Source organism: Alteromonas naphthalenivorans, assembly GCF_000213655.1.
GTDB classification, from domain to species: domain Bacteria; phylum Pseudomonadota; class Gammaproteobacteria; order Enterobacterales; family Alteromonadaceae; genus Alteromonas; species Alteromonas naphthalenivorans.
The window spans coordinates 4,882,338-4,904,684 of record NC_015554.1; the positions used below are offsets into that span (position 1 = coordinate 4,882,338).

General features: G+C 44.4%; 18 protein-coding genes. 9 read left to right on the top strand and 9 right to left on the bottom strand.

What is annotated here, in order from left to right:
- Positions 1 to 40 precede the first annotated feature (40 nt).
- Positions 41 to 2,026, bottom strand: coding sequence for an alpha/beta hydrolase family protein (locus AMBT_RS21355; RefSeq protein WP_013786750.1), 1,986 nt, complete (start codon positions 2,024 to 2,026; stop codon positions 41 to 43).
- 330 nt (positions 2,027 to 2,356) lie between these two features.
- Here AMBT_RS21355 and AMBT_RS21360 point away from each other — a divergent pair, with 330 nt between their 5' ends.
- Complete coding sequence (locus AMBT_RS21360) at positions 2,357 to 4,171, top strand: autotransporter assembly complex protein TamA (protein WP_013786751.1); 1,815 nt, start codon at positions 2,357 to 2,359, stop codon at positions 4,169 to 4,171.
- A complete protein-coding gene (locus AMBT_RS21365) occupies positions 4,168 to 8,022 on the top strand; it encodes a translocation/assembly module TamB domain-containing protein (RefSeq protein ID WP_013786752.1) in 3,855 nt (1,284 codons plus the stop codon). Before AMBT_RS21360 ends, AMBT_RS21365 begins: the two co-directional genes overlap by 4 nt.
- Positions 8,023 to 8,158: 136 nt before the next feature.
- On the opposite strand, the gene AMBT_RS21370 is transcribed toward AMBT_RS21365, so the two are convergent.
- Positions 8,159 to 8,755 (bottom strand): hypothetical protein, encoded by a 597-nt coding sequence (locus tag AMBT_RS21370; RefSeq protein ID WP_013786753.1) that lies wholly within the window; start codon positions 8,753 to 8,755, stop codon positions 8,159 to 8,161.
- Positions 8,748 to 9,245: an RNA polymerase sigma factor gene (locus tag AMBT_RS21375; protein WP_041453215.1), complete on the bottom strand. Its 498-nt coding sequence runs from the start codon at positions 9,243 to 9,245 to the stop codon at positions 8,748 to 8,750. The genes AMBT_RS21370 and AMBT_RS21375 overlap by 8 nt, the downstream gene beginning before the upstream one ends.
- Positions 9,246 to 9,494: 249 nt before the next feature.
- On the opposite strand from AMBT_RS21375, the gene AMBT_RS21380 reads away from it, so the two are divergent.
- Positions 9,495 to 9,770: a hypothetical protein gene (locus tag AMBT_RS21380; protein ID WP_041453216.1), complete on the top strand. Its 276-nt coding sequence runs from the start codon at positions 9,495 to 9,497 to the stop codon at positions 9,768 to 9,770.
- 18 nt (positions 9,771 to 9,788) lie between these two features.
- On the opposite strand, the gene AMBT_RS21385 is transcribed toward AMBT_RS21380, so the two are convergent.
- The 4 genes from AMBT_RS21385 to proB are packed head-to-tail and all read right to left on the bottom strand — an operon-like array spanning position 9,789 to position 13,324.
- Complete coding sequence (locus tag AMBT_RS21385) at positions 9,789 to 10,691, bottom strand: DMT family transporter (protein ID WP_013786756.1); 903 nt, start codon at positions 10,689 to 10,691, stop codon at positions 9,789 to 9,791.
- Positions 10,688 to 11,728 carry a D-2-hydroxyacid dehydrogenase gene (locus AMBT_RS21390; RefSeq protein ID WP_013786757.1) on the bottom strand — a complete coding sequence of 347 codons (1,041 nt, stop codon included), beginning with the start codon at positions 11,726 to 11,728 and terminating at the stop codon, positions 10,688 to 10,690. The genes AMBT_RS21385 and AMBT_RS21390 overlap by 4 nt, the downstream gene beginning before the upstream one ends.
- Positions 11,718 to 12,191 carry an acyl-CoA thioesterase gene (locus AMBT_RS21395; protein ID WP_013786758.1) on the bottom strand — a complete coding sequence of 158 codons (474 nt, stop codon included), beginning with the start codon at positions 12,189 to 12,191 and terminating at the stop codon, positions 11,718 to 11,720. Before AMBT_RS21395 ends, AMBT_RS21390 begins: the two co-directional genes overlap by 11 nt.
- A 35-nt stretch (positions 12,192 to 12,226) precedes the next feature.
- Positions 12,227 to 13,324, bottom strand: coding sequence for a glutamate 5-kinase (proB, locus tag AMBT_RS21400; protein ID WP_013786759.1), 1,098 nt, complete (start codon positions 13,322 to 13,324; stop codon positions 12,227 to 12,229).
- 227 nt (positions 13,325 to 13,551) lie between these two features.
- Here proB and AMBT_RS21405 point away from each other — a divergent pair, with 227 nt between their 5' ends.
- The 4 genes from AMBT_RS21405 to AMBT_RS21420 all read left to right on the top strand — a co-directional run bounded on the left by AMBT_RS21405 (position 13,552) and on the right by AMBT_RS21420 (position 18,700).
- Positions 13,552 to 15,978 carry a M1 family metallopeptidase gene (locus AMBT_RS21405; RefSeq protein ID WP_041453218.1) on the top strand — a complete coding sequence of 809 codons (2,427 nt, stop codon included), beginning with the start codon at positions 13,552 to 13,554 and terminating at the stop codon, positions 15,976 to 15,978.
- 4 nt (positions 15,979 to 15,982) lie between these two features.
- Entirely contained in the window at positions 15,983 to 16,531 is a 549-nt protein-coding gene (locus AMBT_RS21410) for a DUF6702 family protein (protein WP_041453219.1), read from the top strand.
- A 250-nt stretch (positions 16,532 to 16,781) separates the two neighbouring features.
- Positions 16,782 to 17,054 (top strand): hypothetical protein, encoded by a 273-nt coding sequence (locus AMBT_RS21415; protein ID WP_013786762.1) that lies wholly within the window; start codon positions 16,782 to 16,784, stop codon positions 17,052 to 17,054.
- Positions 17,055 to 17,353: 299 nt separating this feature from the next.
- Positions 17,354 to 18,700 (top strand): ABC1 kinase family protein, encoded by a 1,347-nt coding sequence (locus AMBT_RS21420; protein WP_013786763.1) that lies wholly within the window; start codon positions 17,354 to 17,356, stop codon positions 18,698 to 18,700.
- Between the two features lie 53 nt (positions 18,701 to 18,753).
- On the opposite strand, the gene AMBT_RS21425 is transcribed toward AMBT_RS21420, so the two are convergent.
- Complete coding sequence (locus AMBT_RS21425) at positions 18,754 to 19,062, bottom strand: DUF6482 family protein (RefSeq protein WP_013786764.1); 309 nt, start codon at positions 19,060 to 19,062, stop codon at positions 18,754 to 18,756.
- An 88-nt stretch (positions 19,063 to 19,150) separates the two neighbouring features.
- On the bottom strand, positions 19,151 to 20,413 hold the full coding sequence (locus AMBT_RS21430) for a sterol desaturase family protein (RefSeq protein WP_013786765.1): 1,263 nt from the start codon (positions 20,411 to 20,413) through the stop codon (positions 19,151 to 19,153).
- Positions 20,414 to 20,732: 319 nt separating this feature from the next.
- Here AMBT_RS21430 and AMBT_RS21435 point away from each other — a divergent pair, with 319 nt between their 5' ends.
- A complete protein-coding gene (locus tag AMBT_RS21435) occupies positions 20,733 to 21,593 on the top strand; it encodes a DUF3014 domain-containing protein (RefSeq protein WP_013786766.1) in 861 nt (286 codons plus the stop codon).
- Positions 21,580 to 22,149, top strand: a complete 570-nt coding sequence (locus AMBT_RS21440; protein WP_013786767.1) for a DUF1285 domain-containing protein — start codon at positions 21,580 to 21,582, stop codon at positions 22,147 to 22,149. The genes AMBT_RS21435 and AMBT_RS21440 overlap by 14 nt, the downstream gene beginning before the upstream one ends.
- Positions 22,150 to 22,347: the final 198 nt, after the last annotated feature.

Genomic DNA, 22,347 nt, shown 5'->3' on the forward strand with positions numbered 1-22,347 from the left:
GCGGCTCTGGCTTTTTTAAGCGTACAGTGTGAAAAAAGGTTTATTCTTTTTTCAAATACTTATCTAAGAATGCATCCATTTCAGCAAAGAAGCGATGACGATTACCCTGTATAGACAAGTAATGGTCGCCCGATTCTAGTTCGACATATTTAAATGTTTTATCTAAATCTTCTAGTTCGTCAGCCATGTAACGGCTTTGCAGTGGTCTAACGATGCGATCTTCTTCGCCATGAACCAATAAAATAGGCGTTTTTATCCCTTCTGCATTGTAATAAGGAGACCGCGATTCCAAGTCGTCAAAGTCATCACCAATTTGGTCTTTCACCAAGTCTGAATTTACAAACCGTCTGGCGTGTATAACGATATGCTTTAACGAACTCACACCGGCAAAGCTGACTGCACATTGAAACAATTCAGGGGTTTTCACCGCTGCCATTAACGCAGCATAGCCACCATAGCTCGCGCCAACAATACACATATTGTCTTTAGTGGCATAGCCTTGCTCAACCATCCAGTTTGCTGCATCGGTAATGTCATCTTGCATCGACAATCCCCAGCTTTTCATCTGGCTTTGCGCAAAGTCGAAGCCGTAACCCTGAGAACCTCTAAAGTTAGGGCGAAGTACCGCGTAGCCCTTATTGGTAAAGTACGATGTCCAGTAATCGAAACCACTAAAATCTCGCGCACCTGGCCCACCGTGTGGATGAATAATCGTGGGAAACGGCCCATCACCTTTAGGTAAGGTTAAGTAGGCTTCAATTTCCATATCATCACGAGCAGTGTAAGTTATGAGGTTATGCTCGGTTAACATGCCCTCTTCAATTTTAGGGTATTGCTGAAACAAATAGTCCAGAGAACCTTTCTCGCGGTTACCAATAAAGTAAGCACCTGGCATAGTGTCTGACTCGGAGTAAACAATATAGTTGTTTTCATCACGACTGAAACTAACTAACGTATTGCTGTAGTCGGCTAACGCCTGATCTAGCCCATTCTGAAGCGCCACGTAGCGCTCATCCCAGTAATGTCTTCCAAGGTGACGAATACCAATAGCATCGTTGGTAACAGGAGAGTAGATTAGACTACCATCTACGTCATAACCTTCATCTGAGAAAATTTCTGTATGCTCATTGGTCTCAAGGTTAAGCGTAAACAAGGCTTTGTAGTCTCCCTTGTAACCGCGATAATAAAGAATGTTGGGATCAAGACCAAACCCGAGAGGCATTTCACCTTTTTCACTCATGGCATTGTAACTAAACAGGGTACGCCAACTATCATCTTCTTTAAGTAATACGTGGCGCTCACCGCTGTCATAATCTAGCGTGATGCCAACGCGAACATTATGCTGTCGATCAACTACCCAGTCTCTGATACTGCGCTTCCCACGCTCCAATCTTGTAGTGCTGCCAGTATAGACATTCACTTTAAATACAGAGGGAAGGGCGAAAACTTCTACATCGATGGCCATTAAGATGTGTTCAGGGTCATCAGGTAGCCAATCAATCACATTGTCTTGAAATTGGGGGACACGATTAGGGTCTGCCGCTCTTCGTTTCAGTCTTCGCCAATCTAAAAGGTGTTTAGGTTTTTCGCCTTGCGCATCGAAGTTCATAGCGAGTAGACGAGTATCATAAACCCGTGTGTTACCGCGACGACTTTCATAACGAGCACTAACAACTATTCGCTCATCGTTAACCCACCGGTACCAATTAATCTTAACTTTTTCATTATCGGAATGAAGAAGATAGTGAATTTTACCTGTAGTAAGGTCAAAGGTTGCTAACACCGATAGTTCGTCAGGTTCATTAACGTTTTTCACAAACGCAATTTTATCGCCTTTGGGCGACAGCGCAGGAGTTCGGTAAGCGGGTAGGGCACTAAATACGGTGTAAGGAAGAGGCGGTGAAACAGTTTCTGCTGGCTCGGCGGTATTTTCGTCACTTAGTGCACAAGCGCTGACTAAGCTGAATAAAAATAGAACCACTAAAGAGGTAACTGAGTGAATACACGAGAACAAACGACAGCGCATATATTTTCCTTTGCTTATTAATAAACCCTTATCGAACTATTCATCCTGTGATTAGCTCGAAGACCACTATACAACATTTTATAATTTAAAAAGAAAGTTCAATTGTAATAATTGGTTACATTCAGACAAAACACTACACTAAAAAGTGCTTAACATTAACCTGTACTTTAGTTGTGCTTTTTTACTCAATACACAGTATACAAAGGGGTATGGTATTATCGGCATTGTCGATGCTGTGTTGCTTATCTCGTATCATATTAGCGCCCCCTTTTTCGTAAAGGCTGAAACCGCGCCGTCTCTTTTTTTTGCTACAAGGAATCGCATTTTTCAATGCCACTGTGCTTTATATCTTCTTTAAAAACGCTGCTAACGGGTATTAAAGCCCGGCGCAACCAAGGGTACGCTCTTCGATTTTTATCGCTGTGCCTATTGGTAATTTTTATCGCCTCTGCTCATGCAGTTACCTATAAAATCAATGGGGTAAAGCAAGACAAGCTTAAAGATAATATTCGCCTGCACTTGAACAATTTAGATGTAGAAACTGAGCTATTGAATGACCCATTCTGGCAAGATGAAGTTATCGCTACAGTAGCCACCGCTGTGCAGCCCTTTGGCTATTACAATAGCAATGCAACGGTAGAAGTCACTAAGGACGATGAGGTCGTTGTAACCGTTTCACTTAGCGACCCTCTTCTTGTATCAAAGGTCACTCGAGAAATTATTGGTGTAGGCCGAGAAGATAGCGACTTTAGAAGCCGTTTTAATGCGTTTTCACTTAAAGAAGGAGATGTACTTGATCAGCCCGTTTACGAGTCGTTTAAGTCATCGATGTTCAATTATGCCCTATCTCATGGTTACTTTGATTTCTATTGGCAGGCCACGCGGTTAGATTTAGTTAGAGAAGAAAAAGAAGCTAATATTCTGCTCATAGCCCAAAGTGGCTCTCGTTATAACTTTGGTAAATTGAAATTTATTGGGGAAGACAAAGCAAAAGCGATTATTAAACGACTAACTCCGTTTGAAGAAGGTGAGCCTTATTCTTCAGCAAAATTGTCTGACTTCAACCGTTCGTTAAATCAATCAGGGTATTTCAACCGTGTTATTGCACGGCCTGTAGTAAGTGACGCTGAGGGACTAAATGTCCCTATTGAAGTTTCGCTATCACATCGCCCCCGAGATGCGTTTGATGTCTCTATTGGTGCTGCTACCGATACCGGCCCTAGAGTCACTTTAGGCTGGGAGCGCCCATGGGTAAATGATCGCGGTCATTCGATTTCCTCCGATATTTTTATCTCTCAACCTGAGCAATCGGTTACGGCAGACTATCGCATTCCGATGCAGAACATCACTAAAGATTACGTTAGCTTTGAAGCCGGCTATCAATTTATTGAATACAGCAATACCTCGATTGAAAGTGAAACTTTATCACTTGCGGCTCACCGATATTTTCAAGAAGAGCATTCGCCTTGGCAACACGATGGCTCTATTACCTATTTACGAGAAACCTACGATCAAGGTGACACTGACGACACCACAACCTCACTGATACTGCCGGGCTACTCTATTACCTATATCACCAAAGATAACGACCTTAATATTAACAACGGCAATTATTTTCAGTTTTTGACCCAAGTAGGGCGAGATAATCTTGGCTCTGACATCAATATCGTAAAATCTGTAATGGAAGGCATGGTCATTCGTACCTTTTCCGACGTACATCGGTTTTCTATTCGCGGCGAACTTGGTGCAATTAAAACCAATGACTTTTCGCAAGTTCCGACATCACTACGGTTTTATGCCGGTGGTGACCAAAGCATTCGCGGCTTTGACTACCGAGAAATATCTCCCACTGAAGACGTTATCGACCCTGAAACGGGTGAAACAGTAAATGATGCTATTGGTGGAAAATACTTAGCCACTGCTAGCGTGGAATATGCCTATCGCATTGTGCCAAATTGGCGTATTGCGGCCTTTACTGATGCGGGTACGGCAACTAATGATTTAGATACCACATTAACTTACAGCGTGGGATCCGGTTTTCACTGGCTGTCTCCCATAGGCCCAGTTCGCGTTTACGTGGCTCGCGGCTTTGCACCAGATGAAAAAACATGGCAGCTGCACCTTCTGCTGGGGCCTGAGCTATGAGAAAGCGCACGATTTCAACTATTTTACTAACACCTGTGCTTATCGTGGTGTTTGTTTACGGTTTATTAATTAGCCCATTAGGTGGGCCAACCATTCGCCTTGTTGCCAATAACCTAGTGAGTGGGCTAAGTATTGAAAGCATTGAGGGCGGCCTAGCTGACAACCTAACTATTACAAACGTTGAGTGGGAAAATGCGCAGTGGCGGGTAAACACAGATTATGCGTACCTTGATGTCACGTGGCGCTGTATTTTTGAACCTAGAGTCTGCGTAAATGAAGTTAACGCCAACGATATTGTTGTTGAGCAGTTAAGCGCTGCGCCTGAAACTGAATCAACCGAAGAAACGGGAAGTTTTACGCTGCCTTTACCTGTAGAGGTCAACCAAGCCAAGGTTGAGCGCTTTACACTAAAAATGCTGGCGCAGACGGTTGAACTAGGGAAGTTAAACTTAGATGATTTCTTAGGTAACGAGACGCTGGCGATATCGTCGTTATCACTTGAAGATTTGGCCGTAACACTCCACCAAACAGAAGCGTCCACTCAAGCTACAGCCTCTTCGACTAACGCGAACAAGGATGATGCTGCTTCTGAAAGTAACACTGACAATAGTGCCACGAACAAATCACTGCCAAAGTCCTATTCGCTATCGTACACCGCCCCAGAACTGCCGACGATCTCATCGCCTATTCCAATAAGTATTGATGAGTTTTCATTGACCAATGGCACATTAAATCAAGGCGATTCAGCCCAAACCTTATCGGTATTTGCCTTTGAGGATTTTGAATTTGCGAATGCCAGTGTGTCCTTGGCCAATTTGAATGTGGAACACCCTCAAGGAACACTCAATGGCGACATTGCCATCACCCTAGATGGTGCCTATCCGTTGTCTGTTTCACTGAACGGTAGCGGTATGATAAGCGACAACCAGCAGCAAGTAGACTTTCAAGCATCAGGGTCATTAGCAGCGCTTGAAGCTGACCTTAAAACTGAAGGGGCGATGAATGCAAAAGTGAATTTGTCAGCCGATGTACTTAGCGACAACCTGCCCATTTCATTTAGCGCAACATGGAAAGAACAACCCCTACCCACTATGGAATCCGGCACCTTGCACGATGGCGCGCTAACCCTTAATGGCACCATGGGCGACTACCTATTAGATGGCAGCGCAGCAGCTACCATACCTGATATCGGCAAGGTGCCTGTGGCGCTAAATGTGGTGCTAAAAGAACACAATATCTACGTGAACGAAGCCAAAATTGAAGCATTGGAAGGCAGTATTAGTAATACCGGCACCTTGTATTTAGATGAGGCTATTTCTTGGGAAGGAAACACCACCTTTACCAATGTCTCAGGGGTTCAGTTTTCCAAGTACGCGCCAGAGCAATTAGAGGGCGGTTTTACCAGTGTGATGCAGTACACAGAAAAAGGCCCCCAAGTCAGTATTCGGGAATTAGATCTTAAAGGCATCTTACAAAACAAACCCTTCTCGGTGGCAGGATCTTTTGTGTACTCAGGTCCAAGCGATTTATTGGTTGCCTCTTTGGCCGTTGAACAAGCCGAAAATAAAATTAATGTGGTAGGGCAACTACTTAATAAACGTTACGTTAATGCTGATATCGGCCTTGATGTAGCTGCCATTGCCGACCTTTACCCTGAAGTAGCTGGGGCGATATCTGGCAATATAAAAGCTACAGGCCCGTGGATTAACCCCGTTGCCAAAGGCGCAATTAATTTTTCAAATCTTGCGGTGTCGCCTTCACTTTCAAATGCGGCAGCTCAACAAGGCGAATTCAACGGCAAGCTTGTCATTGACGGCTCATACACAAACCATAAGGCCGACCTAGATGTAACCTTACCGGAGCATAGTGTTGCCCTAAGCGTTGCGGGAAAATGGCAAGACAACACTTGGTCAGGCCAGGTAGAGCAAAGCAAACTGAAGCTGGCAAACATGCAATGGGCGCTTTCTTCTCCTTTTACTCTAAATCTTGGCACCGCCCCCTTTAGCGCAAGCGTGGGCGAACACTGCTGGCATTCAAGAGAAGAAGGTGAGCTTTGCATCACCAGCTTGAACTACCAAGAGAATAAAGCGAAATGGAATGTATGGGCCAAAGCATTACCTGTAGGGTTATGGGCCCACGAACTTGCGCCGGATATGGTTGCGGCAGCCGCACCGGCAACCTTGTCGGTGAAAAGCCAAGGGCAATATTCTCAAGCCGACCCTATCGATGCCACTTTTACGGCCTCTTTATCGCCTGCCACGTGGCAGTTAGGAAAAGAGCGACCACTAGCAATAACGATTAATTCTGTGGAAACAACCGGTACTTTTAAGCAAGGAGAACTTAAGTCTCAGTCGCTTATTGCCAGTGAAGACTTAGGCAATGCGACCCTAAATGTAAATACGTCTCCCTTTGAAACCCGCAAACCTATAAGCGGTAATCTTGAGGTTGTTAATATAGACGTAGCACCGCTTAAACCACTGTCTCCTGCCATTCGTACACTTACGGGTGTTATGAATGGAAATATCACCTTGGCGGGGTTTGTAGATTCGCCCGAACTATCCGGAAAACTACAAATAGAAAACGGCGCCATTGATATTCAGGACACACCGGTATCATTAGAAAACTGGAGCCAATCAATTACGTTAAACGGCCAACAAGCCAACTTCGACGGCACATTTTTGCTGGGCGGTGGTAAAGGGGCGCTAAACGGCGATCTAGATTGGTCTGATGTACCAAGCGCGAACATTAATTTGAAAGGTGACAAATTTGAGGTGCGCCAACCAAACATGCGTTTACGGATATCGCCAGATTTGAAAGTAGCGGCAACTGCCGACAAGGTTGATGTAACAGGCAGTGTAAATATACCGTGGGCGCGTATTGAAGTTGAATCATTACCTGAAAGCGCGGTGTCACCGTCTAAAGATGTTCACCTTCGCGGCGAACCCCCAAAAGAAGAGCCCCTTGATATTGTACATGCGTCTGTGATGGTCAATATCGACAAGGCTAAAACCGGTGAGGTTAAGCTTGAAGCATTTGGTTTAACCGCGAGCTTACACGGTGGTGTAAAAGTGAATAACCAACCCGCCTTGGTGGGCTTTGGTGATTTGCAAATACTTAACGGCCGTTATAGCGCCTATGGGCAGCAGCTTGTTATTCAAACGGGTGAAGTGCAGTTTAATGGTCCTATCGATCAACCTATGCTGCTGATTGAAGCCATTCGCGACCCAGATAAAACTGACGATGATGTAATTGCCGGTATTAGGATAGACGGGGCAGCCGATTCTCCCAGCATTAATTTATTCTCTGAACCCGCCATGGATCAGCAAAACGTACTTTCGTACCTACTTACAGGATCGGGGCCTGACGCTGAAAGCGAAGATCCTAACTACGCTGCATTACTGGTAGGTTTTGGGCTTTCAAATACTAAAACCCTAACCGGTCAAGTAGGCAATGCCTTGGGTATTGATGATTTCAGCTTAAGTACTAACGAGAACAAACTGTCGGTAACCGGCCAGATTAATGACAGATTAACGGCTGAATATAATGTGGATGTGGGATTGAGTAATAATGATTCCAGCAGCACATTGCGTCGTAGGCAAGACCCACCCGATTTAGCCTTGCGATACCGCTTATTACCTCGTTTATTTTTAGAAGCAGTACAAACCACCATTGAAGATCAGTCTGAATTCGCCTTAGATTTATACTATGAATTCTTCTTAGGTGAAGAAAAAGATGATGATGAAGGTGAAGGGGACGGGAACGCAAACAATGCAAACGATGCAAGCAGCGATGCCATTAACGGCGAAGCTGCCACCCCAAAAGCCGCGAATAGCGATACATTAGGTAACTAATATTGACGAGGGCGGCAGGCTCAGCCCAGTATTACTCATCAATAGCGTGCGCCACGCCTTAACTGAATAAGAAAATGGCTATCGTTATTAATGGACTTTGTTGGTTGGCATCCATTCAATAAGCTTTCACGAAAGGCTAGTCACCATCACTCATATCATTTAATGCCGTTAATTTTTTTTCAAATTGCTTTTGTCTACGATGGGCCCAAACATACCACACCGCCATTATGCCGGCGGTGACTGCCGTTACCAATAGCACTACCCCATACTCCCTTTCTTCAGCCGCCTTAGCCAAGGTGAAGATGGTATTAAACGCAATAACAATAAGTACGGCTAACCATGCAGAGTGTTTGTTGATAAAAGCAATACGCGCATTGTTTTTAAACTGCTTTTTCAATTGTTGTACATGATTGCTAGTTTGCGCATTACTGCCAAACGCAGCTACTCTTCTAAGCCAAAGCTGATAGCCTAGCAATGGTAAAATGAAAACAATGAGGCCAATATTGAGTATGCGAACCAATGGAGGAAATTCATTCCAGTAATCTATAAACATCCATGCCATCGGGATAAGTGAGAGACAATCTACCATTATGTAAAGACGCTGCTTTCTTGTTTGGCTTTTAAAGGTTTTTTTTACCTCATCCACATCTACATTCGAGACGGGTTGGGCTTGCCATAGCGCGCTGAGGTCGTTGTCACGGCTATTATCAGTGCTTTTGTTATTATCATTCATCAGAGTTTCCTTCCAATACACTTGCTTTAGCACGCTTTAAAATAACCCCTACATGAGATTTAGTGAGGCCGCAAATATCCGCAATCTCATCGTAAGATAAGCCTTCTAAAGAAAGGGTAAGTACTTGGCGTGGCTGTACCGCGAGAGCGCGTACTTTAACGAGTAATCGCGATAGCGATTGTTGCTGGCTGGTGGCCGTTTCAGGGGAAATTTGCGACGATTGCTCAACAACAACGTCATCATTGTATTCATCGGTATCGATGCGCTTCACCTGATTGGCCACGTGAGTAACGGCGCGGTTATGGGCTATTTTTAAAATATAAGTTTTTACACTGCTATCGCCTTTGAAACGAGTAAGCCCCTGCCACACAGCTATGGCTATTTCTTGTAGCAACTCTTGCTGTAGCGCATGGTTAGCCTCGTAACTGTTTGCGACACGGCTTAATAGACTGCCGTACTGCGCAAACACATCTTCAAATCCTTGCCCCAATCTCTCGTCCTCAGTATTTCTTATTATTAACTGCGCTGCATTGCCAACTATGACGGTAAAAGCCACTCATTTACTTTTCTTACATGCATGTGATGATAGAAATCATTCGTGCTTATTTTGTGTAGTCTTTGGCTTTCGAAAAAAATTACATCTATCTGTAATTTTTTTCGAAAGCCAAAGACTAGTAATGGTGAAGAGGGTGATGAAAACACCTTCATCGGTTACGACACCTTTACCTCGGAGCACACTATGTCTACGCTAAGCATTTTTTTACTTATTGGTTTTATTGCCACTATTGCCCTTGCCGCAAGTTACTTAGATGCCAAGTTTCAATGGCGCCTCAACGACTGGATGAACGGCACCTGTAGCAATCCTTTCATTGCTAGCAAAGCGACACAGCAACAACAGCTTATTGCAAAAAAAGATAAGCAAATTGAGGCCTTGATTGAACGGGTAGAAACACTTGAAGCTATAGTGACCGAGCCCGCATACGAGCTTAATCAAAAAATTAATGCGCTAAAGTAAACGCTAGCTACTTCATACTTAGCTACTTAGGGGTGGTCGACGCATAAAAATGGGCACTTTACCCATAGCTATGGCGTTGCCCACCAGCACCACTACTACGCCAAGTACAGACAGCCAGCTCCACGTATAACCTTCAAAAAAAGTGGAGATAACAAGCGCCACAATGGGGTAAACCAGTACCACATAAGCGGCTTTGTCTGCGCCTATTTGCTTTAGTAGCTTCATGTAAGAGCCAAACGCCAGCACCGAACCGAAAATAGCCAAATAAAGCAACGAAATATAGAACTCAGGGGCAGTAGGAATGACCAAGGTGTCGTTTGTGAACCACGCGGTAACATAGAGCATCACCATGGCATAGCTCATGGCGTAAAAATTCATTTGAATAACCGGTGTGCCCGAGGTGAGGATCCGCTCTGATATCACGTTACCAATTGATGCACTAAAAAAAGAAACAAATGCAATAGAAAGGCCCGCCGCTAACGCAGCGTCCATCGATACTTTTGAAAACTCGGGCACAAACAAGCAAATAATACCCGCAAGCCCAAACGTAGCGCCCACCACCACTTCCAATCTAATAGGCTGCTTTAACCACCATCGTCGAAGAACCACATTAAAGTAAATAATGCTGGAACTCATAAGGGCGAGTAACGCGCTGATAATATGCGCCTGCGCCATATATAGCAGGGTATAGTTGAGGCAATATAGGAAGAAGCCTACTCCGGCCATTTTAATGTGAATGTGTAGCGGTAACTTAAACGGCAAGCCGCGCACCATACAAAATAGCCCTAAACACAGTGCAGCTAACGTATAGCGCCATGCTACGGCCAGGGTTTCAGCGGTATGCCCTATCTGATACGTAATGGCTATCCAGGTTGAACCCCAAATGAGTGTACAAATGGCAAACAGCACGCCATTGCTCATGGGTGAGCATCTATAAACTGAATTAGATGGTTTATAGCCATGTTAAACAGCCGCTGACGAGACTCATTCGCCATCCACGCCGTATGGGGGGTAACAATAAGATTGGGGATAGTACCGGTTAGCAATGGATGATCGGCTGGGGGAGGCTCTTGGGATATAACATCAACCGCCGCGCCGCCTATTTTCCCGCATTGTAGCGCAGACACCAGTGCGTCTTCATCAATTAGCCCACCTCTGGCGGTATTAATAAGAAAACTGGTAGGTTGCATCAACGACAACCGGGTTTCGTTAAAAAGGTGATAATTATCGTCTGTTAGTGGGCAATGCAGGCTAACCACATCGGCGCTAGGTAATAATGATTCTAATGAAGGTCGAGTGTCTTGTTTATTATCATAAAGCTCTTCTGTAGAAAGCCCCCCTGGCCGCGCTGCAATACTCACCTTCATACCCATTGCGATAAATAGCGCTTCAACTCGCTTTCCCAACTCTCCATGACCTACTATGACCGCATGCTTTCCAGCAAGCTCCACAATGGGGTGCTCGGTTAAGCAAAAGTGCGGCGATGTTGCCCATTTACCTTGGTTTACATCGTTATGGTACTGAGGAAACGCTGTGGCCAAATTAAGCAGCAACATTAAAGTATGCTGGGCCACACTGTCGGTGCCATAACCTTCCACATTTTGCACGGTAATATTGTGCGTTTGGCAGTAATTAGTATCTACATTGTTAGTACCTGTGGCCATTACACCCACATACTTTAGCGACTTGGCGTGTTGTAGCGCCTCGCTATCTAATACTACCTTGTTGGTAAGTACGATATCGGCTTTCGCTATTCTGGCAACGACCTCTTCTGGAAGGGTGTTGTCATAGCAAGTTAGCTCAACATTTACGTTATTAAGCAATGACGTATCTATTGAGTCAGAGTTCAGTAAATCTGCACTAAACGTTTCAGCATCGAGAAAAACCCCTGTTAGCTTGTTCTGAGTAAGGTTTTTCGTGCTTTTAGTGCCTGCTTGGGCCGCTTGACTATTGGTCACCGGCATTTCCTTGATTGTCTGCCTCGCCGATAGACTCGCAAATAGACTCAAGGGCAGTTTTTATATTAACAGGTATAGGCACCGCTTTGTCAGACAGTCTATCAACAAATACATGTACAAACTGACCGTGCGCCACGCGGCGTTTAGCCTCACCAGCATAAACCGACAAACCGTATGTCACTGAACTTCTACCTAACTTTATCACCCTTAACCCAACATAAATCGTTTCTGGATAAGCGGCTGGCGTAATATATTGGCACTGGCTACTGACTACATAAGCCACCGCGCTGCTTTCTTGAATATTAAGGCCGCCCTCGTCAATTAAAAAGCGATTTACGGCGGTATCAAAAAAGCTGTAATACATCACATTGTTAATGTGGCCATAAACGTCGTTGTCTTGCCAGCGAGTGGCAATTTCAAGGTGATAAGGGTAATCGTTGAGCGATGGTGTAATGTCTGTCATGCGTGGCGTTATCCCAAAAGTTAAAAATGTGGAAACTAAAGCAATACCAAGTCGTCGCGATGTACAACTACGTCGGTCGTTTCATAACCTAACACATCCGCAATATGCTGCGAATTTTTCCCTTTTATAAGCATTAAGTCTCGGGCGTTATAAAGGGCTAAGCCCTTTGCAATAACTTGTTTTTCAAAGCAAATCTCTACCGCTTCCCCTTGGTTAAAATTACCTTCTATGCTCGTTATCCCTGAAGGTAACAGTGACGCCCCGCGGTCAACCAAAGCAGCTTTCGCACCTTCATCGACATGAATACGGCCACACGTTTTAAGCGTATGCGTTAACCACAGACGTCGTGCTTTTTTAGGGGAATTACTGGCGTGAAATAAGGTACCAGGAATAGAGCCGTTTAGCATGGCATCGAAAGACGCCCCTTTTCTACCGTTCACAATAATGGTTTGAATACCGCTACTGGTGCACTTATCAGCCGCTTCAATTTTCGTTCGCATACCGCCAGTACCTACTGAGGTGCCAGCACCGCCCGCCAACTTATAAATCGACTCGTCAATATTGTGTACTTCACTGATTAACGTGGCGTCTGGATCTTTACGAGGGTCGGCCGTGTACAAGCCGTCAATATCTGAGCAAATAATCAGCGTATCGGCTTGAGCGACTAGCGCGGTATATGCACCAAGGTTATCGTTATCACCTACTTTCAGCTCGTTTACAGCGACGGTATCGTTCTCATTAACAATGGGAAGCGCATTATGGTTTAGCAGCTCTCTAAGGGTGTTTTTGATATTTACATAGCGAGTGCGGTCGCGAAGATCGTCGGCAGTAAGTAAAACCTGCGCACAAGGAAAATCGAAAAAGCGTTGCCAATTTGCCATCATTTGGGTTTGACCAATGGCAGCCATGGCTTGCTTTTCAGCAATAGACGCATTGTGACGAATCTTCACTTTGCTTCGCCCTGCTGCCACGCTGCCCGAGGAAACCAAAATAATTTCTTTGCCAGATTCACGGCTTATCGTGATAAAGCGCGCCAGTGCTAACAAAAATCGGGCGCTACACTCATCGCCATTTGGCGCAATAAGGGCGCTACCTACTTTAATTACGGCACGCTGCCAATTGAGACGGTTCATAAGAAGATGATGCAAGAAAACAGGGGGTTAAGAATACGACACTTCGCTTTTTAAACAAACGTTATGTTACAGTTTTTTGCGTTAAAATAGGGTGAGTTTACGCCCAAAAACTGGGATAAAAGCAAAAGGGCTTATATACTAGTTCGCTTATTTTATTATAAAAATAACTGGGAAACTCCATGAATAAGCACCAACGACATCTTTTCTGGCTTGCGCCAGTGCTGTCTATGCTGATTTACCTTCCATTCGCCAACGCAGCAATAAATCAAACTATAGGCGATTTTGAAGATAAGTTCCGTCAGCTAGACGAATCTCTTCCTACCCCCAATGTATATCGAAATGCAGCGGGTGAGCCAGGTCATCAATACTGGCAACAACAAGTAGACTACAAAATTGACGTTAAGCTGATTGAAGATACGCGCCGTATTGAAGCCAGTGAAACCATTACCTATCACAACAATGCACCAGATACGTTGAAGTATTTATGGATCCAATTGGATCAGAATAAATTCCGCGACGATTCTATGTCTGCCCTTACCACCACTTTTGGTGGCATTGGCAATCGTGGACCTGCTACAAAAACAGCCAGTGGCAGTAAACCTGCACAACTGAGCATGGCCGCACTTCGCCGCCAACAGTTTGTTGACGATAACGAATTGGGTTACACCATTTCACGGGTGCAAGACAGCGCAGGTAACGATTTACACCACGTTATTGTTGGTACGCTAATGCGTGTAGATTTAGCGCAACCTCTTCAACCTAAAAACAACGTTACTTTCGATATCGATTTTGCGTTCAATATTGTTGAAGAAGATGCCGTTTCTGCTCGTGCGGGTTACGAACACTTCCCAGATGACGAACGTGAAGGCGGTAACGATATTTTCTTACTCGCCCAATGGTTCCCTCGTCTAGCGGCTTATACCGATTACGAAGCATGGACAAACAAAGAGTTTATTGGCCGTGGTGAGTTCACGTTAGAATTCGGTAACTACGAAGTTGATATTACGGTTCCAGCCGATCATATCGTTTCTTCTACCGGTGAATTGCAAAACGCAGACGACGTGCTAACTAGCACGCAGCGTAAACGTTTGAAAGAAGCGGAAGATGCTGACCGTATTGTATTCGTGGTTACTGCTGAAGAAGCGCTAGAGAACGAAAAAGCTGGCACCAACAAACAAAAAACATGGCGTTTTAAAGCCGACAACGTGCGTGATTTCGCATGGGCTTCGTCACGTAAATTTATGTGGGATGCGCGTGGCTACCACCAAGGTGGCGACACTCAGCCATTAGTCATGGCGATGTCTTTCTACCCGAAAGAAGGTGGCGAGCTTTGGGAAAAGTACTCTACTGAATCTATCATCCATACTATGGATGTTTATAGCCGCTTTAGCTTTGATTATCCGTACCCTGTTGCCCAGTCAGTAAATGGACCTGTTGGCGGCATGGAATACCCAATGATTACCTTCAACGGTCCACGTACCGAGCTTCGCGACGATGGCTCTCGTACTTATTCTTTGGCTGAAAAACGCTTTTTGATTGGCGTAGTTATTCATGAAGTGGGTCACATCTACTTCCCAATGACGGTTAACTCTGATGAGCGCCAGTGGACATGGATGGATGAAGGCTTAAACAGTTTTCTAGACGGTGTTGCAGGACGCGAATGGGATCCAACTATTCCGTGGGGCGTTGAGCCGCGTGATATTGTTAGCTACATGAAGTCTGAAACCCAAGTGCCAATTATGACCCAGTCTGATTCAGTACTTAGGTTAGGCCCCAACGCTTACACCAAGCCAGCCGTTGCTCTAAACATATTACGTGAAACTATTCTTGGCCGTGATTTGTTCGATTTCGCCTTTAAAGAGTATGCACAACGTTGGATGTTCAAGCGCCCTACACCTTCTGATTTTTTCCGTACTATGGAAGAAGCTTCTGGTGTTGATTTAGATTGGTTCTGGCGCGGTTGGTTTTACACTACCGATCACGTTGATATCAGCCTAGATAGCGTTTACAAGCTTCGTTTGAACACTGAAGATCCTGATATTGATTTCGCCCGTGAGCGTGAAGCCGAACTTGATAAACCTAAATCACTTACCGATATTCGCAACAAAGAAGAAGGGAAAGAACTTTGGGTAGACCGTTTCGAAGATATCAAAGATTTCTATGACGAAAACGACCGTTACACGGTAACTAACAAAGAGCGCAACAAGTACCGTAGTTTCTTGAAGAAACTTGAGCCTTGGGAACGTAAAGCGTTTGAACGTGCAGTTCGTGAAGACAAAAACTACTATGTACTCGACTTTAGCAACAAGGGCGGCTTAGTTATGCCGATTATTCTTGAGCTAGCATTTGAAGACGGCACAACTGAAGAAATGCGTATTCCTGCTGAAATTTGGCGCCGTACACCGAAAGCGGTAAGCAAGCTTATTGTCACTGAAAAGGGCAAAGAGCTAGTAAGCGTAACGGTTGACCCACATTGGGAAACGGCTGACGTAGATGTTGAAAACAACCACTATCCGCGTCAAATTATTCCTTCACGTATTGAAGCGTACAAGTCTAAGCCTCGTAACACTTACGAGTATCGCGATCTAATGAACGATGTAAAAACCGAGCTAAAGACCGACGATGACGAAGACGAAGACGAAGATGACAACTAAGGTTATGCCTTTTAAGTTATCTGCTAAAAACCACAAGCAGAGCCTAACGGCGCTGCTTGTGGCTGTTTTTTTATGTACCGGTTTATTCAGTACTTGGGCTAACGCGCACCAAGTTAAAGCCGCTATCACAACAGTGTTGTTCAACCCTAGAACGCAAAACATTGAAGTCATGCACCGCTTTAACCTGCACGATGCCGAGCATGCTGTAAAAGTGCTGTTCGATAAGCACGCCGATATTATGGAAGAAGAGAAAACCCAACAAGCCTTCGCTGATTACGTGAGCAACCATTTTGCGTTGTTAAACGGTGAGGAAAAGTCATTAGACTTAGGTTTGGTCGGTTTTGAGTTGGATGGTAATCACTTTTGGGTGTACCAAGAAACCGCTCAACCGCCAGAGTTAGATGGTTTGATGATTCGTCACGATGCCTTACGTGACTTGTGGCCAACGCAAGTGAATACGTTAAATGTAGAAGGGAATGGGCCTTTAAAAACCCTGACCTTCACCGACAACGTCACCTTGCTTGAAGTGGAATTTGCTAGCGACCATCATTAATGCACTAAGTGCATTATGTACGTGTTACTTAATCTTTATTCAACTTCCTATTACTGATTTAAAGCACTGCCACTTCGCAGTGCTTTTTTATATCCCCCTGAAGTCTTATTCCCATTTGCGTTAATCTCGCCTAAGTTAACCTAATACCCAGTTTTTAGAACAATCGGTTTATATTAATAAATGAATGTCGATTTTTATAAAAAAGGGACAAGTAAGGGCATGCTTTTAACTCACACCATGGGGACTTTCCATGAGCGATAATACAACCACCAATGCGTTTTCCAATAACAAGAATATTATGTGGGTGCTACTTAGCGGCGCCATGGCACTTACCTTCATTGTGATGATGTTTTTACCTAACAGTGGTACTGGTGAGGGCATGATAGCGGTATATTCAGCCATGCTATGGTGTGGCATATTTGGCGCGGCATTATTTCGCTATATGACAAGGAATGGTTGGGTAGGGTTCGCAATAGGCAGCGTAGTTGGCCTTATACTACAAATGGTAGCTCAGATAGTCTAAACGCCCATATTGAGCACCGGGAATTTGAGAGCTGATTGTGTGATCATCTGTAGTTTTATCCCCATTAGCGTAGCTAGAGTTTCGTAAAACCTTATTGCAGCACTATTTAACTAAGCAATATACAAAAAATTAAGAAGTAATCGACCAACGACACTTTAGCGTATAAGTACTAAGATAATTTGGTACTCGTAGGCTGAGTGCCGTAGGTTGGACCTCACAGATTGAGCCTCACAGGGTGATCTTCATTAAATGGGGCTGCACGCGTTTCATAAAAGATTAAAGGCTTCCAAGGTTACTTCATGGCAAAAAATACCGATGAACGAAAAGCGCGAGCAGTACCTTCTTCTCGAATTGGGAGAGTAGGGCGCTTAGGTGCTTTGGCAGGCAAAATTGCGGGTAATGTTGTTACTAATGGTGCCAGCCAATGGATTAAGGGCGAACGCCCTGCACTTAGCGCATTGTTACTGACACCAAAAAATATTACCAACATTGCCGATCAGCTCGCCACCATGCGTGGTGCCGCCATGAAGCTAGGTCAGCTTATTTCTATGGATACGGGCGACTTTTTACCGCCAGAACTCGCTACTATATTAGCTAGGCTAAGGGAAGATGCCGACCCTATGCCAAAAGCCCAATTAGATACCACGCTAAAGGCTCAATGGGGAGAAAGTTGGCATGATGACTTGCTGTATTTTTCCTATGCGCCCGTTGCCGCCGCTTCCATCGGTCAGGTACACAAAGTGATTACTATGGACGGGAAAATGCTGGCCGCAAAGGTACAGTATCCTGGTGTACGTAAAAGTATCAGTAGCGATGTTGATAACGTCGCAACACTAATTAAACTCACAGGTTTGGTGCCGAGTTCGTTAGATATTGGCCCGCTGTTAGAAGAAGCAAAAATTCAACTTCATCAAGAAGCCGACTATCACCGCGAAGCCAGCATGCTATCGCGCTATAAAGACGCAGTTACGCAGCATAACGATGCTGAATTCGCTTCCCAATTTGTAATACCCAGTGTTCATCCACAATTAACAACAGACTCTGTGCTGACAATGGACTTTATTGAAGCTAGCCCCCTTGATGCTGCAATGAACGCTCCCCAAGAAACTCGCAACACGTTAATGACGTCACTATTCCAATTATTTTTTAACGAGATATTTGGCTTTAAGCTACTTCAAAGCGACCCGAACTTAGCCAACTATCGATACAAAGAAGATACTCAGCAATGGGTATTACTAGACTTCGGGGCTACGCGAGAAGTCCCAGATGATATTGCATTGGGCTACCAAGCTCTGCTTCAAAGTGCTGCCAGCGGTAATAAACAAGACATGCAACACGCAGCCCTGCAGATTGGTTTAATAAACCAAGAACACAGTGATGCACAGCAAGAACTTGTAGTGGCATTGGGCATGGAAGCGTGTGAAGCAATTAGAGAAGACGGCCCCTACGATTTCGGCAATAGCGACCTGTTGCCAAGACTGCACGACAAAGGCGTGGCGTTAACCATGCAGCATGATTTCTGGCATACACCGCCAGTTGATGCCCTGTTTATTCATCGCAAGTTAGGAGGGCTGTACATGCTGGCTAAGCGGCTAGACACACAAGTTAATATGCGCGCCGCAGCAGAGCCTTGGTTAAAGCCCTGATATTGCGAGCTCTGATATTGCGAGCCCTGATATTACGTTAGTACCGTCAATGACTAATAAGGCAACTGCATGCTAAATGGCAATGCCATTTGTTGTGCACTTTTGGGCGGGTTACCAATCATTTCGTCATAAGGGGAGTCGTATTTCATAACGGCCTGCTGTACGGTGCAGTGAGAAAATACTTCTCGTATTTGGCCTGTACTGAAAAAACGCATGGGTCGGTCTTGCTTATCGTACACCATGCCACTTTTGTTCCCCACGGTGAGGTACACCAAATAAACGTTCATCTCATACGACTGAACTTCAAGATAATCGATGCTTAAAGACTTACCTTCAATTTGGGTAAATAGAAACTTGTGCATAACCGCCCCTCAGCGCACGTAAATCAACCGATGACTTTTTTGATAATTTTTACGCTGATTTTTACGTTGCTGGTGACAAACAGGTTCATTACGATGATATTGATACTGGGGTATCGGTATCCTCTGAAGACACGCTATTAGACATATTACTGAGTGTTACGCTAGAGCGCACCGCTCTAACGAGCATGATCATACTGATCAAACACGCGCCACTAAATATGGCTGCAGGAAAAACAATCCCACTTCCTAACCACATCAGTGGAAATATCAGTAATCGAGGCCCTTCTAGCGCCAATGCCAGTTTTGAACCGGCCAAAACAAACCCATTTTGGATACTCATCGCCACTATTGTCACCACCAATATTAATTGGTGAGCACCACTTAAGGCTTCAATAAAAAGCAATAAGTATACGGTGATAGACAACACGATAACGTGCTGCACAACACTGTAATAAGTAACAGGGGCAGCCAATGCAGGGTTAAATTTTTTGAACGAGGACAGCGGCGCTTTTTCATGGGGAAAGCGTTCGGCCACATCATCGGGGCGCCACCCCGTGCGACCAAACCACACACGCAGTTTATCTTGCCAACGTGAGGTATAAAAACTGTCTTTGACTAATTGACTATAAAGCTGTGCATTCGCCCACAAAGGATTAAAACTTTTCAATGCACCACGAATACCGAATATTGGTTTGTCGCTTTCTAATTCTGGAATAAAGGTATTGAATAAACGATCCCATATGATGAACACACCACCATAATTCTTATCGATATAAACTCGGTTTTGGGCGTGATGTACACGATGGTTCGAGGGGGTAACAAACCATTTCTCCATCCAGCCTAGTTTATCAATATGCTGAGTATGAACCCAGAATTGATATATCAAGTTAAGTGCGCCAACGGTAATTATCATTTCTGGAGGAAAACCTATTAGCGCTAAAGGTAGGTAGAAAACCCAGCTGAAAATAGCACCACTTGTTTGTCTAAGTGCGGTAGTTAGGTTGTAGTCTTCACTGGAATGATGCACCACATGGGCAGCCCATAAAATACTCATTTCATGGCCCATACGGTGATTCCAATAATAAAAGAAGTCGTACAATATGAATGCAGCTATCCATACCCAAGGTGAATAACTCAGTTCGATAAACGCAAAAGTATTAAACACCAATACATAGAAAGTGAGCGGTATAAGTTGATGCCCAAGGGCCATGATTCTCGATAACACGCCCATGCTTATACTGGTAATCGCATCGTTTGCACGATAGTGACCTGTTTTTTTCCGCTTATCGACAAATATTTCAATGGCGATAAGAAGAACAAATAAAGGAATAGCAAAAAGAATGACAGTCATAATATCTACGAATTTTAAACCCACCTGAATTGTTAATAATATGTATCAAATAATCAAGTTATTTTACATTTCACGGCAAAATTAAGGGATTTATTGAATGATGACACCAAAGTTCCCCTTTCTAGAACTTCTTAGTACTTGCTGCTATCGCTAAGAAATTGCTACAAATTGCGATCGAATTGCGAACCAATTACGTTAAAAAGTGTTCTAAATAAGGAAATTACCTTCATCAGAGAACAATTCTCTTGCGTGATATCCAAATATTGGGTGTTATCTCTGATAGTATTAATATTAGATCAGTTATTGCAGCGGAGATATTATGAGCGAATCGTCAGAAAAGCGTACGTTAGGTCCCCATTTTCTTATTATCGGGGTAATAATTGTAGTCATCTTGGCTCTCGTGTTTTGGCCTTCGAAAGAAGAAGAGCCCGTCGCCCCCGAGCCTGAAGTTATTCAGCCAGATGCGGAAGCGCCTGTTGAAGAAGTGCCCGACGTTTTTGAAACTAAGCCTGCTCCGCCACCTTTAGAGCTTGAAGAGCCAGACGAAGTCCCTCCAATGCCGGAACCTGTAGAGCCAGATCCTGAGCCGTTAGATGTGAGCGACCCAGCCATAAAATCATCACTGCTGGATATTTCTACCGCCACTGACGACAGCGTAAACCGCATGATTGTGAATGAAGGTTTATTACAACGATTTGTGGTCTCTGTTACCAACTTAGCGAATGATGAAATGGCGCCTAATCACCAGTTGCTTACGCCTCCTGAACAAACATTCCGTGTTTATTCTCAGGCTGGTAAGCAATGGATTGATGCCGCAAGCTATAAGCGCTATACACCTTATGTAAACATGCTTGAGTCGTTTGAAAGTGAAGCCTTGTTGGGCATGTACGATATTTATAAAGGCGACATTCAAGACAAATACGCAGAAATTGGCGATTCGAATAAAAACTTCAACGAAGTGGTATTAGATGCTATCGATCAGTTGCTCGATACACCTGAAGTGCCGGTACCTGTTGAAGTGTATACCGATTCAGTTACCTATAAGTACACCGATCCTCGTTTAGAGAATCTAAACGAACCGCAGAAGCAGTTGCTTCGTACAGGCCCAGACAATATGCGCCGTATTAAAGCGAAGCTGCGTGAAATTAAAGTGTTGCTTGAAGAAAATGGATCTAACTAGATTTCAACAGCAATTAAAGGGCACGTCTGACAAGGCGCGCCCCCTTCCGCCGGTGGAAAAGTGGAACCCGCCTTTTTGCGGTGATATCAATTTAACCATCGCGCTAGATGGCCGTTGGTTTTACGAAGGTAGCCCCATAGGTCGAGCAAGCTTAGTGAAGCTATTTGCCTCTGTGCTTAAAAAAGAAGAAGACAGTTACTTTTTGGTTACCCCAGTTGAGAAGGTGGGGATTACCGTAGAAGACGTGCCTTTTTTGGTTACCGAGTGGCGTTTTGATAACGATTGCTTAGAGCTCACCACACAAACTGGCGATATCGTTACACTGAGCGCGGCAGAACAACTCAGCTTACGCAAGCCCCCCGTCGACTTACAAGATACTGACGCAACGCCCATCCCCTATGTTTTAGTTAGACGCAATTTGTGGGCGCGTTTGCATCAAAACGTTTATTACCAACTGCTTGAGCAGGCTAGCGAGCAGCAAGAAGGTGATGAAACGCAATTTGTGGTTACCTCGAATTCTATCCCCTTCATTATTGGCGCCGTGCCCACGAAATAGTAGTGACAAGCGTTAACATTAAGCTTCGATGTAAGCCTTTGATTAAAAGTCACGAGTTAAAAGCCCGGGCAGAAGCTTATGCTGGCGATGGCAAGCAGTTTTAAATAGCACAGCAAGTAAAATAACACCGATAACGTAGCGCAAAGTTTTGCGTTAGCTTTGCTGGTGTTCTACATTGGTTCTTCGTCTATTCACACA

Coding starts and splice junctions, on each gene's coding strand:
- AMBT_RS21355 (WP_013786750.1), bottom strand. CDS start 2,026: ATGCGCTGTCGTTTGTTCTCGTGTATTCACTCAGTTACCTCTTTAGTG.
- AMBT_RS21420 (WP_013786763.1), top strand. CDS start 17,354: ATGGCAAAAAATACCGATGAACGAAAAGCGCGAGCAGTACCTTCTTCT.
- AMBT_RS21410 (WP_041453219.1), top strand. CDS start 15,983: ATGCCTTTTAAGTTATCTGCTAAAAACCACAAGCAGAGCCTAACGGCG.
- AMBT_RS21415 (WP_013786762.1), top strand. CDS start 16,782: ATGAGCGATAATACAACCACCAATGCGTTTTCCAATAACAAGAATATT.
- AMBT_RS21380 (WP_041453216.1), top strand. CDS start 9,495: ATGTCTACGCTAAGCATTTTTTTACTTATTGGTTTTATTGCCACTATT.
- proB (WP_013786759.1), bottom strand. CDS start 13,324: ATGAACCGTCTCAATTGGCAGCGTGCCGTAATTAAAGTAGGTAGCGCC.
- AMBT_RS21360 (WP_013786751.1), top strand. CDS start 2,357: ATGCCACTGTGCTTTATATCTTCTTTAAAAACGCTGCTAACGGGTATT.
- AMBT_RS21405 (WP_041453218.1), top strand. CDS start 13,552: ATGCTGATTTACCTTCCATTCGCCAACGCAGCAATAAATCAAACTATA.
- AMBT_RS21385 (WP_013786756.1), bottom strand. CDS start 10,691: ATGAGCAATGGCGTGCTGTTTGCCATTTGTACACTCATTTGGGGTTCA.
- AMBT_RS21425 (WP_013786764.1), bottom strand. CDS start 19,062: ATGCACAAGTTTCTATTTACCCAAATTGAAGGTAAGTCTTTAAGCATC.
- AMBT_RS21365 (WP_013786752.1), top strand. CDS start 4,168: ATGAGAAAGCGCACGATTTCAACTATTTTACTAACACCTGTGCTTATC.
- AMBT_RS21395 (WP_013786758.1), bottom strand. CDS start 12,191: ATGACAGACATTACACCATCGCTCAACGATTACCCTTATCACCTTGAA.
- AMBT_RS21370 (WP_013786753.1), bottom strand. CDS start 8,755: ATGAATGATAATAACAAAAGCACTGATAATAGCCGTGACAACGACCTC.
- AMBT_RS21440 (WP_013786767.1), top strand. CDS start 21,580: ATGGATCTAACTAGATTTCAACAGCAATTAAAGGGCACGTCTGACAAG.
- AMBT_RS21435 (WP_013786766.1), top strand. CDS start 20,733: ATGAGCGAATCGTCAGAAAAGCGTACGTTAGGTCCCCATTTTCTTATT.
- AMBT_RS21430 (WP_013786765.1), bottom strand. CDS start 20,413: ATGACTGTCATTCTTTTTGCTATTCCTTTATTTGTTCTTCTTATCGCC.